At 45.7% G+C, this 17050-nt stretch carries 13 protein-coding genes, 4 tRNA genes and 2 pseudogenes; 1 reads left to right on the top strand and 18 read right to left on the bottom strand.

The window, feature by feature from the left end; all coding sequences use genetic code 11:
* Positions 1–18 precede the first annotated feature (18 nt).
* The 3 genes from rocF to rocD all read right to left on the bottom strand — a co-directional run bounded on the left by rocF (position 19) and on the right by rocD (position 3814).
* Positions 19–909 carry an arginase gene (gene rocF / locus MOC09_RS07800; protein ID WP_268358583.1) on the bottom strand — a complete coding sequence of 297 codons (891 nt, stop codon included), beginning with the start codon at positions 907–909 and terminating at the stop codon, positions 19–21.
* Between the two features lie 72 nt (positions 910–981).
* Positions 982–2385, bottom strand: coding sequence for an amino acid permease (locus MOC09_RS07795; RefSeq protein WP_268358585.1), 1404 nt, complete (start codon positions 2383–2385; stop codon positions 982–984).
* A gap of 223 nt (positions 2386–2608) precedes the next feature.
* Positions 2609–3814, bottom strand: coding sequence for an ornithine aminotransferase (rocD, locus tag MOC09_RS07790; RefSeq protein WP_268358587.1), 1206 nt, complete (start codon positions 3812–3814; stop codon positions 2609–2611).
* A gap of 240 nt (positions 3815–4054) precedes the next feature.
* Between rocD and rocR the strand changes: the two genes are divergently transcribed.
* Positions 4055–5440, top strand: a complete 1386-nt coding sequence (gene rocR, locus MOC09_RS07785) for an arginine utilization regulatory protein RocR (RefSeq protein WP_268358589.1) — start codon at positions 4055–4057, stop codon at positions 5438–5440.
* Here the strand turns inward: rocR and MOC09_RS07780 are convergent.
* The 15 genes and pseudogenes from MOC09_RS07780 to dnaB all read right to left on the bottom strand — a co-directional run.
* Positions 5422–5573: pseudogene (locus MOC09_RS07780) on the bottom strand (ATP-binding protein); the annotation flags it as partial. The gene rocR and the pseudogene MOC09_RS07780 overlap by 19 nt on opposite strands.
* Before the next feature lie 41 nt (positions 5574–5614).
* Positions 5615–5712, bottom strand: a pseudogene (locus MOC09_RS07775) (hypothetical protein); the annotation flags it as partial.
* A 36-nt stretch (positions 5713–5748) separates the two neighbouring features.
* A complete protein-coding gene (gene htrC / locus MOC09_RS07770; protein WP_268358591.1) occupies positions 5749–6951 on the bottom strand; it encodes a serine protease HtrC in 1203 nt (400 codons plus the stop codon).
* An 81-nt stretch (positions 6952–7032) separates the two neighbouring features.
* Entirely contained in the window at positions 7033–7827 is a 795-nt protein-coding gene (locus MOC09_RS07765) for an MBL fold metallo-hydrolase (RefSeq protein ID WP_268358594.1), read from the bottom strand.
* Between the two features lie 21 nt (positions 7828–7848).
* Entirely contained in the window at positions 7849–8691 is an 843-nt protein-coding gene (walI, locus tag MOC09_RS07760; RefSeq protein WP_268358596.1) for a WalRK two-component regulatory system regulator WalI, read from the bottom strand.
* Positions 8678–10045 carry a WalRK two-component regulatory system regulator WalH gene (gene walH, locus MOC09_RS07755; RefSeq protein WP_268358597.1) on the bottom strand — a complete coding sequence of 456 codons (1368 nt, stop codon included), beginning with the start codon at positions 10043–10045 and terminating at the stop codon, positions 8678–8680. Before walH ends, walI begins: the two co-directional genes overlap by 14 nt.
* Complete coding sequence (gene walK, locus MOC09_RS07750) at positions 10035–11870, bottom strand: cell wall metabolism sensor histidine kinase WalK (protein ID WP_064815423.1); 1836 nt, start codon at positions 11868–11870, stop codon at positions 10035–10037. The genes walH and walK overlap by 11 nt, the downstream gene beginning before the upstream one ends.
* Before the next feature lie 7 nt (positions 11871–11877).
* Positions 11878–12585: a cell wall metabolism DNA-binding response regulator WalR gene (walR, locus tag MOC09_RS07745; RefSeq protein WP_032731843.1), complete on the bottom strand. Its 708-nt coding sequence runs from the start codon at positions 12583–12585 to the stop codon at positions 11878–11880.
* A 384-nt stretch (positions 12586–12969) separates the two neighbouring features.
* A tRNA-Phe gene (locus MOC09_RS07740) sits at positions 12970–13042 on the bottom strand.
* A gap of 35 nt (positions 13043–13077) precedes the next feature.
* Positions 13078–13154: transfer RNA gene (locus MOC09_RS07735), tRNA-Asp, on the bottom strand.
* Between the two features lie 80 nt (positions 13155–13234).
* Positions 13235–13306: transfer RNA gene (locus MOC09_RS07730), tRNA-Glu, on the bottom strand.
* Positions 13307–13315: 9 nt separating this feature from the next.
* Positions 13316–13391, bottom strand: a tRNA-Lys gene (locus tag MOC09_RS07725).
* Between the two features lie 223 nt (positions 13392–13614).
* Entirely contained in the window at positions 13615–14907 is a 1293-nt protein-coding gene (gene purA, locus MOC09_RS07720; RefSeq protein WP_268358598.1) for an adenylosuccinate synthase, read from the bottom strand.
* A 205-nt stretch (positions 14908–15112) separates the two neighbouring features.
* Positions 15113–15532, bottom strand: coding sequence for a VOC family protein (locus MOC09_RS07715; RefSeq protein WP_268370089.1), 420 nt, complete (start codon positions 15530–15532; stop codon positions 15113–15115).
* A gap of 116 nt (positions 15533–15648) precedes the next feature.
* Entirely contained in the window at positions 15649–17013 is a 1365-nt protein-coding gene (gene dnaB / locus MOC09_RS07710) for a replicative DNA helicase (RefSeq protein ID WP_003226923.1), read from the bottom strand.
* Positions 17014–17050 lie beyond the last annotated feature (37 nt).

The raw sequence follows: 17050 nt of genomic DNA, 5'->3' as shown, positions 1-17050 counted from the left end.
AATGCGGGGGTTTTCTTATTACAGCAATTTCTTCCCTAGCAGGGATTCCACGAGCTCCACTGCTGTTTGGCCAGTTTTGTTTTCGTGATCAAGAATCGGGTTGACCTCAACGAATTCAGCTGAGGTGATGATGCCTGCGTCATACAGCATTTCCATAGCCAGATGGCTTTCCCGGTAGCTGATGCCGCCGACGACAGGGGTTCCGACACCCGGTGCGTCGTTCGGATCAAGTCCGTCCAGATCAAGACTGAGATGGACGCCGTCACATGCTGATAAATAATCAAGGGTTTCTTCAATCACCTTTGTCATGCCGAGACGGTCGATTTCGTGCATCGTGTACACCTTCATGCCGCTTTCCTTAATATACTTGCGCTCTCCTTCATCAAGTGACCGGGCGCCGATAATGACGACATTTTCCGGTTTGATTTTAGGCGCGTAGCCTTCAAGGTTAACCAATGACTCGTGGCCGATGCCAAGGCTGACGGCAAGCGGCATGCCGTGAATATTTCCGGATGGTGATGTTTCCAGTGTATTCAGGTCGCCATGCGCGTCATACCAGATGACGCCGAGATTATCGTAATGCTTCGCTGTGCCTGCCAGCGTGCCGATCGCAATACTGTGGTCGCCGCCCAGGACAAGCGGGAATTTTTTCTCTTCGATGACTTGGTTGACCTTCTGAGCGAGTTTTTCATTTCCCGCTAAAACGGAATTCAGGTTTTTCAGTTCCTCGTCATTTTTGATCTTTTCGCGGTTGATCGGAATGTCCCCGAGATCTTCAACCGTATACCCCATGTCTGACAGCCTCTCGATCAGATGGGCGTACCGGATGGCACTCGGGCCCATGTCCACTCCGCGTCGTGCTTGTCCTAAATCCATTGGCATTCCAATAACCGAAATCGTTTTCTCCATCTGTGATTCCACCTCAACATTTAAGATAATGTCCTATGCGGGTTACAACAAAGATGACTTGCGGACAACGTTTTAAAGCTCTAGCTGACGATTTGCCTGCTGGCGTTTTTTAATGACAACATGATAAATGATGTAGCAAATGACCATAAACGGTATGCCGCAATACAGCGCGATACGCTGCTCCGGATCAAATGCAAGGCTGATGAGAACGACCGTATTTAACGTCAGGCCGATCAGCGGAAGCACCGGATACAGCGGTGTTTTGAATTTCAGATCTTCTATCTTGCCTCCTTCGCGGATATATTTGCGTCTGAACTTGATTTGGGAAAGCGAAATCGCGATCCATCCGACCTGCGCACTCATGCCCGCCAATGATAACAGCACCATATATACAGTTTCAGCCGCCGCAACCTTTGACAGAAGCGACAGGCAGGCCACAGCCATCGTTACAATTAACGCATTCAGCGGCACACCTCTTTTATTTGTTTTGCCCAGCGCTTTGAAGGCCTGTCCTTCATTTGCCATCGCGTACAGGATACGTGTTGATGCGTATAAACCTGAATTCGCAACGGATAGCAGCGCGATTAAAATCACAAAGTTCATAATATCAGCGGCATATGGAATTCCGATTTGCTCAAATACGGCAACAAATGGACTTTCCACGACACCCGCCTGTTTCCACGGAATCATGCCGGCAATGACAATGATGGAAAGCACAAAGAAGACAAGCGTTCTCCATACTGTCTGTTTGATGGACCGCGGAATCGTTTTTTCAGGGTTTTCACTTTCTCCGGCTGCAACCCCGATCAGCTCAGTTCCCTGGAAGGCGAAGTTCACGGTAATCATCGTTATCAATATGGCCTTTATGCCGTTCGGAAATAACCCGTCTTCGTAAAAATGTGTCAAAAACGGCGCCTGCTCTCCGCCCTTCAGATCAATCAGGCCAAACATGGCAGCTCCGCCGAGAATAATAAATAAAAGGATAATCAAAATTTTAATGCCTGAGAACCAGAATTCAGATTCCGCAAAGGCTTTTGTGGTGATCGCATTTAAAATAAACATCAGTGCCGCAAAGACCAGACACCAGATCCACACGTCTATATGCGGAAACCAGCGCTGCATCAGCTGCCCCGCTGATAAGAATTCAATGGCGCATGTAACTGCCCAGCCGAGCCAGTACAGCCAGCCGAACGCAAACCCGAAGGCTGGGCTGATAAATTTCGTGGCATAGGTCTGGAAGGACCCCGACACAGGAAAGGCGACTGCCAGCTCTCCTAAGCAGAGCATGGTCAAAAACATGATAAAGCCGCCCACTAAATAGGACAGAACCGCGCCGAGCGGTCCCGCTTGGTTAATGGTAAACCCGGTTCCAAGGAAGAAACCGGTTCCGATCACTCCGCCCAATGAAATCATGAACAAATGGCGTGATTTCATTGTCCGCTGGAGCTGATTTCCGTTATCTTGGTTTGTATTCACTTTCTGCACCCCTTCAGCAACTTGTATTGGATCTAAGCTGGAACATCTACATGGTGCGTATCCCAGTTTGCTGTCCAAAGAGTCTCTATCTATTTAATATAAAATTCACTTCTTCTCATAAAGATACATTATACTAAAATACTGTAGCTGAGCAAATAGGGAGTGCTGATTTTTCTGTTGTAAATTTATACAAACGAAGTGAATATCCCGCTATGGTGCAGATTTATGCGTTTTGCAGCACGTGCTTAATTTTCTCTATTGCCCAATCCAAATCCTTTTTGGAAATGATTAATGGCGGTGCAAAACGAATAACTGTATCATGCGTTTCCTTGCATAAAAGCCCTTCTTCCTTCAAACGCTCACAATACGGACGTGCCGCTTCCGTCAATTCTACACCGATAAACAGCCCTCTGCCGCGGACTTCTTTAATAACAGGGTTATCAATGCTCTCAAGCTCGCTTTTAAAGTATTCGCCAAGCTCAAGAGAACGATCCGCCAGCTTTTCATCCTCCAGCACTTCCAATGAGGCAATAGACACTGCACATGCAAGCGGGTTCCCGCCAAATGTAGAGCCGTGTGAGCCAGGGTTAAACACGCCTAAGATCTCGCGGTCCGCCGCAATGCATGAGATCGGGAACACACCCCCGCCAAGCGCTTTGCCCAAGATATACATATCCGGAACAATGCCGTCCCAGTCACAGGCAAACGTCTTGCCTGTACGTCCGAGACCCGTTTGAATTTCATCCGCAATAAACAAGACATTCTCTTCCTTGCAAATCGCCGCCGCTTCCTGCAAAAACCCTTCAGGCGGAATGACAATGCCCGCTTCGCCTTGAATCGGTTCAAACAAGAATGCCGCTGTATTCGGCGTAATGGCCTGTCGAAGCGCTTCCGCATCGCCGTAAGGAATGAGTTTGATTCCCGGAAGCATCGGGCCGAATCCTCGTTTATATTCCTCTTCAGAAGAAAGAGATACCGCCAGCATCGTGCGGCCGTGGAAGTTCCCGACACATGCGATAATTTCCGCTTGGTTGTCTGCAACGCCTTTCACTTCATAAGCCCAGCGTCTCGCCGCTTTCACCGCAGATTCAACCGCTTCAGCTCCTGTATTCATCGGCAGAATCATCTCTTTGCCTGTCAGTTGAGCAGTTTTTTCGTAAAACGGCCCAAGCTGATCGTTGTGAAATGCGCGTGACGTGAGGGTGATTTTATCGGCCTGATCCTTTAATGCCTGAATGATTTTCGGATGTCTGTGTCCTTGGTTTACCGCAGAGTAAGCACTTAGCATATCCATATATTCATTGCCTTCCGGGTCCTTTACCCAAGCACCCAGCGCTTCAGAAATAACAATCGGGAGCGGATGATAATTGTTGGCTCCGTAATGAGACGTCTGATCAATAATTTCCTTGGATTTAGATAAAGCTGGCATATTTGAATTCCCCCTTGTTTTCTGTTTCCACATGTTATCCTGCTTTCCCTTTTTATAAATGCAAGTTCTGTGCCAAATCAAGATTTCGTGTGTTTTCTACAATTTTCGAGGACAAGGTGCAAAAAAATTCTGATATTTCGAGCAAAAATTTCAGCAAGTGCAAAATTCTTTTGCATATCCTCTCCATTTTTTTATAAAATAGAAGCAATATTAAGAAAATAATTGAGGGAGGTTCATACAGTGGTCAAAGACAGCGAATTCCTCACATTGGTTTTTCAGAGCATTTTAGATGAAATCGATGTTGGCCTGCACGTGGTAGACGAGCATGGAAACACAATCGTTTATAACAATAAAATGATGCAGATTGAAGATATGGAGAAGCATGACGTCCTGAATAAAAACCTGATGGATGTGTTTATGTTTTCAAAGCAGCAGGACAGCACGCTGGTACAGGCTCTTCAGGAAGGCAAAACAATTAAAAATGTGAAGCAGAGCTACTTCAATAATAAAGGCCAGGAAATCACGACGATCAATCATACCTATCCCATCGTCCAAGACGGCAAAATCAGGGGTGCAGTCGAAATTGCCAAGGATGTGACAAAGCTTGAACGGCTGATCAGGGAGAATATGAACAAAAAAGGCAGCACAACCTATACGTTTGACAGTATCCTCGGCACCAGTCCGGCCATTCGAGACGTCATCGAAAACGCCAAGCGGGCAACCCGTACGTCATCATCTGTCCTTCTCGCAGGCGAAACCGGCACGGGAAAAGAGCTGTTCGCGCAAAGTATTCACAACGGCAGCGACCGTTCAGGCGGCCCGTTTATTTCGCAAAACTGCGCGGCACTGCCAGACAGCCTTGTGGAAAGCATTTTGTTTGGGACGAAAAAAGGCGCGTTTACCGGCGCTGTCGACCAGCCCGGCCTGTTTGAACAAGCCCATGGCGGAACGCTGCTGTTAGATGAGATCAACTCGCTGAATCTTAGTCTTCAGGCAAAACTGCTGCGCGCCCTTCAGGAACGGAAAATCAGGCGCATCGGGTCAACAAAGGATACGCCGATTGACGTACGTATTATCGCTACGATGAACGAAGACCCGATTGACGCGATTGCGGGTGAACGGATGCGGAAGGACCTGTATTACAGGCTGAGCGTCGTGACGCTGATCATCCCGCCGCTTCGAGAACGAAAAGAAGACATTTTGCTTCTCGCATCGGAATTCATCCAGAAAAACAACCATCTGTTCCAAATGAATGTTGAACACATCAGCGAAGACGTGAAGCAATTTTTCCTATCCTACGACTGGCCGGGAAATATTCGTGAGCTTGAGCATATGATTGAAGGCGCAATGAATTTCATGACGGACGAGCAAACCATTACAGCTTCCCATCTGCCCTACCAATATCGGATGAAAATCAAGCCGACTGACAACCCGGAGCCTGAAGCACCAAGACATCAGCCGGCCGCGGACTTAAAAGAAAAAATGGAAAGCTTCGAAAAATATGTGATAGAGAACGTGTTAAGAAAACACGGCCATAACATCTCGAAAGCTGCTCAGGAACTTGGCATCAGCCGACAAAGCCTCCAATACCGCCTGAAGAAATTTTCTCACTCATCTGACGAATAAGCTGGTGCAGGAAGCCTGATCAGAAAAACAGTACTCTGCCGATTTCACTTTTCACGTCAATTGGCCCATTGTGGCTGTCGATAATCGATTTCGTTATGGCAAGACCCAATCCCGAACCTCCATATTTCCGGGAGAATGCTGAGAATGGAGGTATTTGAAGTTAGCAGCATTTGCTGCTGTTTCACGTGTAACATCCATCTTGTATTTTTCTTCATATTCGATATATCCTTTTTCAACTGAACGGACGTGACCCTCGTTCAGTTTTTTTGCATAAAAAAACAGCCTGGCGTGGTGCCAGACTGTGTCAGCTAACTTCCTAATCGGTCTGCGGAGGAGAGCTTAATGTCAGCGGATTTTTCTTTTCCGCCGCGGTAAAACTTCACCGTCACCCGGTCACCGACTTTTTTCTGATAAAGCCGTTTCCGCAGATCAACAATATCGTTTACTTTGTGTCCGTCAAATTCCGTAATAACATCCAGTTCCCTAAGCCCCGCTTTTCCGGCTGGAGAAAAGGCATCTACACCCATCACAACCGCTCCATTGGTGACACCCTTAGGAAGCTTCAATGTTTCATCCCAATGGTAGCTTGCAATATCGCTTAGCGATTTCATTTCAATGCCAAGGAACGGACGTTTGACTTCACCGTATTTCTCGAGATCCTCTATCACCGGAATCACAAGCTTTGACGGAATTGAGAGGCCAATGCCTTCAACCGCCGACTCGGCAATTTTCATTGAATTGATTCCAATGACCTTTCCATCCATATTTAACAGCGCGCCGCCGCTGTTCCCAGGGTTAATGGCCGCATCTGTTTGCAGGACTTCTGCGTTCCAGTCAGGCTGTCCGTCACCGTTTGAATCCACTGGGATCGCCCTCTCCGTACCTGAGATGACGCCTTGTGTAACAGAGCCGGCAAATTCAAGGCCTAACGGATTGCCAATCGCAATAACGGGCTCTCCAGATTTCACTTGATCTGAATTTCCGAAGTCGGCGACAGCCTTTATTTTATCGCTTTTCACCCGTAACACGGCCAGGTCCATCAGCTGGTCGCTGCCGACTAGGTCAGCGGATACACGCGTTCCGTCTTTCAAGCTGATTTCAATTTGGGAAGCGCCCTCGATAACATGATGGTTGGTCACGACATAAGCGGAGTTGTCATTTTTCTTATAGATGACACCAGAGCCACTCCCAGCCTCGCCGCTCTCTCCCCAAATATCTGATTTTTGGATGTTCACAACACCGACAACGGCGGGCGACACATTGCTGACAATCTTGGTGACTGCGTTGTTGACACTGACATTCACCGTCCGGATTGGTTCCCGGCCATTGTTGTTTTGCTGCTGTTCCAAGGCGCCCGTATCTAACCCTTCATTTGAAAGGTATGGCATGATAAACGCCATTAATACGGCACCGACAATCACGCCAATCAGACTAGAAAGAAAATATCCTTTTTTGCTTCTCTTTGGCTGTTCAGGAGTAGTATGTTCTTCCTCACGATCGTAATCCACCATATTCCATCCTTTCCAAGAACGTTAATATGGTTATATTGTGGGTTAGAACCTCCTATAATAGTCATGATTTACATAGAAAAATTATACAGCGCAAAGCGGCGTGGCCTTCTTCGGATCGGTGTCATATAAATCAAATGTCTCACCCGTCACAAAGCCTTTAGAAGCCAGTGTCTGCTGCACCGACATTCTCGCCAGCTCCTTCATGTTGTTGTCCTGGCTCAAATGCGCCAAGTAAATACGAGACGTCTCGTCGCCAATGACATCAGTCATCGCCAAGGCAGCATCTTCATTTGAAACGTGCCCGACGTCACTTAAAATCCTCCGCTTAATGCTCCATGGGTATCTTCCCATTTGCAGCATGCCGACATCGTGGTTGCTTTCAAACACAAACACATTCGCTTGGCGGATGATCCCTTTCATCCGGTCGCTGACGTACCCCGTATCTGTCATTAATGCAAGCTTTCGGCCGTTATAGTGGAACACATAAAACATGGGTTCCGCCGCATCGTGAGAGACGCCAAACGATTCCACGTCAAGTCCGCCAAACGACTTCACCGTCTCCATCGGAAACACAAATTTTTGATCGGTGTCTATTTTGCCGATCTGGTTCTCCATCGCTTTCCACGTCTTCTCATTGGCATAGATCGGAAGCTTGTACTTTCTGGCGACCACACCAAGGCCCTTAATATGGTCACTATGCTCATGCGTCACAAAAATGCCGTCTACATCATCCAGCTTACGCCCGATCTGTGCCATCAGCCCATCCATGGCTTTCCCGCTCAAACCGGCGTCCACTAAAAATGCGTGATCCTCTGTTTCGAGGTAAAACGCATTTCCCGTACTCCCGCTCGCAAGTACGCTAAATTGCAAGCTCATGTCTGTCTCACTCCATTATTTTCATTGATCTGTATCTAAAATCGTACTCTCCAAAGCATTCACAGTAAAATACTCTTGCACTGTCTTTTTCTCACCGTTCACTTTTTTATCGTACTCGACCGTAATTCTCCATACCGGTGCCAGCACCTGCGTACTTGTCAGCGGATATTGTGCTACGTAGCCGAATTTGCAGCTCTTTACAGTGCTGTATTCTTTTAATTGATTTTGATAGTACAATAGCTCAACCGCATCCATTTCAGTGATTAAGCTTTCTTTCTGGATTTGCTTAAAGGTTTCGAGCGTTGTTTGGTCGTACGACACAACCTCGTTTTTACCGTTTAAGTGCAAGACCACTTGCCCGATCATGTTCGAGGAATTGTCGGTCTTCTGATAAATATAATGGCCTTCATATGTTTGGAAGAAAATAATTTCTTTCTTTGATTTATCAACCTTCCAAAGCTTATATTTTTCGCCATCTTGGATTTTCGAAGAAACAAGCGCCTGGGCATCGTCCTCGATATTTTTCTTGGATAGGGCGATCGGATTCGTGAACTTCATTTTCAGGCTCGTTACTTTATGATTATCACTAGGCATGTCCATCAAAGGCTTTTGATCCTTCAGCCCCTCAATTTCCTCCTTGGTGAAGGCCTTTTGATTTGCTGTGATCCGATAGCCTTCTGTTGCTTCCTTATTCAGGCCCTCATACGTGATATGGTCGGCCTTCATATCATGCTCGACATCATTTTTAATGACCTCATATTCCTTGCTGGTCGCCTGCCATTTTTGAAAAAACTGATAGCCTAAGAAAATATCTAAGATGAGGAAGGCAACGATGAAGATTGATTTTGTCTTATTCCACTCCACTGTTTGCCCCCTCCTTCATCAATAAATCCTTTGTGATCGGCACAATTTTTCCATTTACTTTCATCGCCCAGACCGGTTCCAGTTCAACAAGAGGATCATCGTTGGTTGATGTTGATACCAATTGGTAAGCAAGGAAGATCTGATCAATTTTATCCGTATCATAAGCGGTTTGTTTAGAAAGCAGCATCTTCACTTCGCTGCCGCTCATCAGCTCTGTCTCACTTGTTTTAATCGGGTTTGTCCCGAGACTGTAATTCGGCCGCTTATAGCTGAGAATATCATCATTCGCCCATTGCAACGTAATCGCTGATGTTGCTCCGAACGGCTTGGCCGTGCTGTTAATGACCGGCATCTGATCCATATAGATATAGAAGCTCAGCTGCTGGCTGTCATTGATATTGAAAAATTGATAATGATCCGTCCAGCTTCCCGTATCCTCAAGGTATTTTTGGCTCTTTTTGATTAATTCACCTGTTTGATAGGATGTGCTCTGGACTAAATTGCGCTGCTGAAATTGCACCTGGCGCTGGCTTAAATTCACATCTAAACGGCTAATCCCATCTGTCAGCACATTTCTGTTGTTGTAATTCGAATCTTCTCTTACAATGCTCGGATCACTGAACAAAGCCTGCTTAAAGGTGTTCGTTTTAATCGATTCTGTGACAAACTCTTTTTTATCCATCGTAAGCGGTTTGTTCGGCAGCAGGAACTCTTTCTTTGAACCGATGGAGAACAAGCTGTACGCCGGCAAGTTTGATTGCCTGTTTTTCATGTCGTTCATAATGTTCCGGTAGTTTGCCGACTCAACGGTCACTTCCAGAATGAGCTGTTTGCTATAAGACACCAGATAAATTTTCTTGTTCGCTTTGGTTTCATTAAACGGAATCAGAATATGATCAAACGAACTATATTCGAATGACTGATTCGACCATTTAAACAGCGTTTGAAAAATATCAATAGGAATCGTATCACTGAATTGCAAGTCAAGCTTAGCTTCAGAACCGCCCATGCCATAAAACCAGCTCTTGAATCCAGCCTTGTCATACTGATCAGAAATATCTTTAATTCCTTTTACATCCCAATGCGGCAAGTCAGACCAGACTTCTTCATAGAGGGCTTCATTATCCACTTTATAATGAGCGCCGTCATCATGGATAAACATTTCCCTCGGCCTCACCGTTTCAGACAGCTTTTGGGTGTTTTTTTCGATTTTATGCTTCTCACGCACAGTAGACTCTGTTGTTGATGAGCCTTCAGAAAAGTTTGGCTGGAACGTCCATATCCCCCACGTAAAAACAAGACTGATGACGACGAGTACCGTAAGTAATATCGTTTTTATATTTTCACGCTTCATCCCAATCATCCTCTTGTTCCTCTTTATATGGAAGAGTAAATGTAATCGTCGTGCCTTTTCCTTCTATGCTGTCTGCCCAAATATCTCCGCCGTGCGCTTGAACCATTTCTCTGGCAATCGCCAGCCCCAGGCCGGTGCCGCCAAGCTTTCTCGTTCTCGCTTTATCAACCCTGTAGAAGCGGTCAAAGACTTTTTCGACATCCTTTTTCGGAATTCCGATCCCTTCATCCTTGACGCTGATATAGAGAAGCTCTTCTTCTTCATTTACATCAATGGAGAACGTGACATGTCCGCCCTCCGGTGAGTATTTTAAAGCGTTGGAAATAATGTTATCGAGCACCTGCGTAATTTTATCCTGATCAATCTCGACGTACAGATTTCTGTCCGGCAGATTGCGGATAAATTCCACATGCTGTTCTTTTGTCATTTCAAAACGGTCAATAATAAGCGACATAAATCGGACGATTTGAATCCATTCCCGGTTGAATTGATAGTCCTTGCTGTCAAATTTCGATAGCTGAAGCAGGTCATTCACAAGCCGGATCATTCGCTCTGTTTCATTTTGCGTCACCATTAAGAAACGCGGGGCAATGTCTTTATTTTCCCACGCGCCTTCAGCTAACGCCTCCAAATAACTCCGCATTGTCGTAAGCGGCGTCCGCAGCTCGTGTGATACATTCGCAACGAATTCCCTGCGTTCCTGATCCATTTTCTCTTGCTCGGTTACATCATAAATGACAGCGATTAAACCATCAATTTTGCCATGCTCCCTTTGAATCACAGAGAAATTCACGCGAAGCACCGTTAATTGATCATCGCGCTCAATTTCAAGCAACATAGAATCCTGCTGCTCCACTAAATCTTCAAAAGTATAATTCTCTTGAATCCCCAGCAAGCTCGTAATCGGCATTTCTAAGGCTGTTTCACGTGAAACGTTCAACAGCTCCAGCGCCGGGCTGTTTAAGAGGATAATAGCTCCGTTTCGATTTGTGGCGATAACGCCGTCTGTCATATAGGCAATGACAGAGGCGAGCTTTCGACGCTCTCCTTCAGTCATCGCCTGGGCATCCTCAAGCTCTCTCGTTAAGTGATTAAACGTCGTGGCGAGCTGCCCAATTTCATCATGCCCGTACTTTTTAACCTTCCTCGAGAAATTCCCTTTGGCGAGCTCCATCGCCTGTTTCCTCATATCTGAAAGCGGGTGGGTAATGGTTCTTGCAAGAAAAATACCGAGAAGGGCCGTCAAAACGAGTGCCAAACCTGTGCCGGACGCCAGAATCGTGTTAATCGTCTTCATTTGATTAAAGACATCTTCCATGCTCGCGACAACATAGATCGCGCCGACAACCTCTTGGTTTTCTGTCATGACGGGCTTCGCGGAAATGAGAACTCTGATTTTGCTTTTCGGGTCATAATATTTTCTTAAATACGATTGTTTGGTAGAAAAAATTCTTTTAAAGATCAGATCGGTTGTTTGTTTGCCTGCCACTTCCTCACCATACGGCTTAGAAGAACCGACGACTTCATAGCTTTTATCTACAAAACTAATTTCCCGGACCTCATCACTTTTTGTGAAGTCATTCAAAATACGGCTGACGTCATCCTTGATGACGGTGCTGTCGTTATCGCTTTTATATTCTTGTTCGATATAGTAAGAAAGGTTGTCGATTCGCTGATTCAGCGATTGTTCATAAGAATTGATCAGCGACTTCTCTACCTGATTGACAAAATACACACCAATGATTTGCATGGCAATAATAATCAAAAGCACATAAATCAAGGTAATCTTAAATTGGATCGACCGAAAAAAACCAACCTTATTCATATGGGCATTAGTCCTGTTCTGGGTTTCTCAAGTAATAACCTACGCCGCGGCGTGTGACGATCCAATTTGGATGGCTTGGGTTGTCCTCGATTTTTTCACGAAGCCGGCGGACTGTTACGTCAACCGTTCTGACATCACCAAAGTAATCATAGCCCCAAACGGTTTGAAGCAAATGTTCACGTGTCATTACTTGTCCAATATGTTTCGCTAAATAATGAAGCAACTCGAACTCACGATGAGTCAATTCAATTGTTTCATCCCGTTTAGATACGACGTACGCGTCAGGGAAGATGACGAGAGAGCCGATATGAATCTCGTTAGAAGACGACTCTTCCTCCGCAGGCGCTGTTGTCAGCTGGCGGCGCAGGTTTGCTTTTACACGTGCCAGAAGCTCGCGTGTGCTAAATGGTTTGGTGACATAGTCATCAGCACCGATTTCAAGCCCGATGACCTTGTCAATTTCTGAATCCTTAGCCGTCAGCATAATGATCGGCATATCGTATTTCTTTCTGACTTCACGGCACACTTCAACGCCGTCCTTATTAGGAAGCATAATATCTAAAAGAATTAAATCAGGCTGAAGCTCTTCTACCATTTCAACGGCTTCATTTCCGTCGTGGGCACAGTGTACTTCATAGCCCTCTTTTCTTAAGTTAAATTCCAATATATCTGCAATCGGTTTTTCATCATCTACTACAAGGATCTTTTTATCCATCATTTTGATTTTCCTCCTGCCGAATAACTTCATTTCATCTATATAACATTCGTTTCATCACTTATGGCCCATGTAAACAATGGGTCCTTGTCTATTATAACGGTTTAAGGTCAAAAGATAAAAAAAATAAAGGTTTAGAAAAAAAACACATGTTTCACCTTTATCCGCCAATTGTTTATCTTTTGTCATGCTGGTCAACTTTTTTTAAAAAAGATAACTTTATTGAAACCTCCCCCCACCGGAGTGCGTCTTTATCAATGACGTCTTCTTCTTTGAGCCGGCCGCAGGGCCGGTTCTCCCTTTTTCTTCTATTATAACACTCCTCATGTTTGCCTTTTTCCTAAAAGAAAAAACGCACCTACGATTGCAGATGCGTTTGGTAAGTGGCTCGGGACGGAATCGAACCGCCGACACACGGATTTTCAGTCCGTTGCTCTACCAACTGAGCTACCGAGCCAAATGTTTTATTTTTCTCTACTAAGTAAAGTAAAATGGCGGTCCGGACGGGACTCGAACCCGCGACCTCCTGCGTGACAGGCAGGCATTCTAACCAACTGAACTACCGGACCTTACAGTAATTGCCCGGAGAGCTGTCGTGTCAGCCCTCGCAGACAAATAAGGAATTAGCAATAACGCTAAAGTAAATCAATGACCCGTACGGGATTCGAACCCGTGTTACCGCCGTGAAAGGGCGGTGTCTTAACCGCTTGACCAACGGGCCTACACGAAATGGTGAGCCATGAAGGACTCGAACCTTCGACCCTCTGATTAAAAGTCAGATGCTCTACCAACTGAGCTAATGGCTCTTAAGATGTCGGAGTTTCCATAGAGCAAACGACTTAGATTAAGTTCTCATCTTGTACTCTATTGAAGCAGTTTCCGTAACAACGAGATTTATAATATCACGAACAAATAGAAGTGGCAATAACTTTTTTGGTTTTTTTTCATATTTTTTTCTCAGACCAACTTATCTGCGGTTTTCAAACAAAAAACAAGCCCCTGCATCAGGGGCTTGTAAGCAAGTTTTATTTAGTTCGCACGGTACACGCTGCGAAGGACATTTGTTTGTGAACGGTCTGGACCGACAGAGAAAATAGAAAGCGGAATGCCTGTCAGCTGAGACACACGCTCAAGATAGTGGCGCGCATTTTCCGGGAGCTCGCTTAAGCTCTTCGCACCTGTGATATCCTCAGTCCAGCCTGGCATTTCTTCATATACCGGCTCACATTCAGCAAGTGCTTTAAGGCTTGCTGGGAATTCTTCAATGATTTCCCCTTTGTAGCGGTATGCCACACAGATTTTCAATGTTTCAATTCCTGTTAACACGTCAATTGAGTTCAAAGAAAGATCTGTAATTCCGCTCACACGGCGGGCGTGACGGACAACGACACTGTCAAACCAGCCTACACGGCGCGGACGGCCTGTTGTTGTTCCATACTCGCGTCCAACTTCACGGATTTGATCGCCGATTTCATCTTTCAGCTCAGTCGGGAAAGGACCGTCGCCGACACGAGTCGTATATGCTTTTGATACACCGACAACGTGCTGAATTTTGGTCGGACCGACACCAGAACCGATCGTGACACCGCCGGCAACCGGGTTAGATGACGTAACAAACGGGTATGTTCCTTGGTCGATATCGAGCATAACCCCTTGCGCGCCTTCAAACAATACACGGCGCCCTTCATCAAGAGCATCATTTAAGACAACAGATGTATCGCAAACATACTTTTTAATCTGCTGGCCGTACTCATAATATTCGTCTAAAATATCCTCAATTTTAAATCCTTCTGTCTCGTACATTTTCTCAAGCAGACGGTTTTTTTCTTCCAGATTGCGTTCAAGCTTTTCCGCAAATGCGTCACGGTCTAACAGATCCGCGATGCGAATTCCGATGCGGGCTGCTTTATCCATGTAAGCAGGGCCGATTCCTTTTTTCGTTGTACCGATCTTGTTAGCCCCTTTTCGCTCTTCTTCCACTTCATCCAATTTCAAATGATACGGCAGAATGACATGAGCCCTGTTGCTGATTCTCAGGTTATCTGTACTGACGTTGCGCTCATGAAGATACGCAAGCTCTGTGACTAATGCTTTCGGATCTACAACCATTCCGTTTCCGATCACACACGTTTTATCCTTATAGAAAATTCCTGACGGGATTAAGTGAAGCTTGTATGTGATGCCGTCAAACTTGATTGTATGCCCTGCGTTATTTCCGCCTTGATAACGGGCGATCACTTCTGCATTTTCTGACAGGAAATCTGTGATTTTACCTTTCCCTTCATCGCCCCATTGCGTACCTACTACAACTACTGAAGACATGTCCGTGCACCTCCGTTAACCTTTCAAAACGATTCTATTCAAACAAATCAAGTTTATCAGTGAAGAAACAGAAAGTCAATTGTAAATCCGAACATTAAATTCTTGTAAATCTATATTCGTTCGCTTTCATTCGTTTTATAAGCGTTTTCTCACCGTTTTGTCATAAAAAGCTCGTGAAACTTTCATTCTTTAGCATAAAAAAGACTCACTTGCCTGATATTCCTTTTGTATTCATAAAAACGACTCGCCATCCATCCGGATCCTCTATTGTGACGCCGCCATGGCTCCAGTACGGATTCTCAGATTCGACCTCTTGATAGCCCATTCTTTTCAGCCTTAAAGTGATTGCTGTCAATTCCTCTGCATTCGGCACATAAAAAACGAGGAGGCTGTCGGGGTGAGGAACAGGGACACTGCTTTCCTCCTCATGCTGAGTGAATTCGAGATGATAATCGGCTTGAGGGAGACCGAACATGACACCGTCATACCCATTATGCTTCGAAAACCCTCCTATTCGTTTTAAACCCAGCCCTTCTTCATAAAAAAGAATGATCTCACGAAGCTGGCCCGTAGGCCGCGCAATCCGTATTTGCGCTGCATGAAAATATGAAAAATGATTTCCCATATTACCATCTCCTTTTTGCACCATTTTATTAAAACGCTTTCAAATAAACATCCGCTGAGCGGACGGTATTTCTTCCGCCTTTCGAATGAAAAAACCCCAAGATCAGCTCTTGGGGGTTATGCGCCGGGCGGAACACCTGCGTCATCAAAACGCCGTTCCAGATTGACGAATTTGTTGTATTCTTTTACGAACGCAAGAGACACGGTTCCTACCGGGCCGTTACGCTGTTTGGCAATAATGATTTCGATAATGTTTTTGTTCTCTGTTTCTTTGTCATAGTAGTCATCACGATAAAGGAACGCAACAATATCCGCATCCTGCTCAATACTTCCTGATTCCCGGATATCAGACATCATCGGACGTTTGTCCTGACGCTGCTCAACGCCACGTGAAAGCTGAGAAAGCGCGATAACAGGGACTTGCAGCTCCCTTGCAATCGACTTCAGTTCACGGGAAATTTCGGATACTTCCTGCTGGCGGTTATCCTTCGAACGTCCGCTTCCCTGAATCAATTGCAGGTAGTCGATCAAAATCATGCCAAGTCCGCTTTCCTGCTTTAAGCGGCGGCATTTGGCGCGGATTTCACTCACACGGATCCCCGGTGTATCATCAATGTAAATTCCGCTGTTCGACAGGCTTCCCATCGCCATCGTCAGCTTGCCCCAATCCTCTTCCGTCAGGTTGCCGGTACGGAGATTCTGGGCATTGATATTTCCCTCGGCACAGAGCATACGCATAACCAGCTGCTCAGCACCCATCTCTAGACTGAAAATCGCTACGCTCTCGTCAGTCTTGGTCGCCACGTTTTGTGCGATGTTCAGGGCAAAAGCGGTTTTCCCCACTGACGGACGGGCAGCCACAATGATCAGGTCGTTGCGCTGGAACCCGGCAGTCATCCGGTCAAGCTCGGTAAACCCTGTCGGAATCCCCGTGATATCGCCTTTTCGATTGTGAAGCTGTTCGATATTGTCATAGGTCTGCACAAGGACGTCCTTAATATTTTGAAAGGCACTCGTGTTCTTGCGCTGCGCCACTTCCATAATCGTTTTTTCCGCTTCACTGAGTAAATCCTCGACCTCATCCTCACGGGTATACCCATCTTGAGCAATCGTTGTCGCTGTTCTGATCAATCTGCGAAGAATCGATTTTTCCTCAACGATTTTCGCATAATATTCTATGTTAGCCGCTGTCGGCACCGAGTTTGCGATATCTGTCAGATATGAAATCCCGCCGACTTCTTCCAGCAGGTCTGTATTCGCAAGCTCTGACGTTACCGTCACTAGATCAACCGGTTCACCTCGGTCACCGAGCACAAGCATCGCATTATAGATTTTTTGGTGGGACATTCTATAAAAATCATCTGGAATCAATACTTCTGAAGCCAGTGTTAAAGCAGACGGCTGTAAAAAAATAGCGCCTAACACGGCTTGTTCAGCTTCTATATTTTGCGGAGGAAGCCGATCATTCAGAAGGTCTGTCATGCTAAGCACCGTCCTCTCATTAAAAAATCTCCAAACT

Source organism: Bacillus sp. N12A5, from assembly GCF_026790125.1.
Classification (GTDB): Bacteria; Bacillota; Bacilli; order Bacillales; family Bacillaceae; genus Bacillus.
Note: the sequence above shows the minus strand (reverse complement) of the source record. Positions and strands in the feature narration are given on the sequence as shown.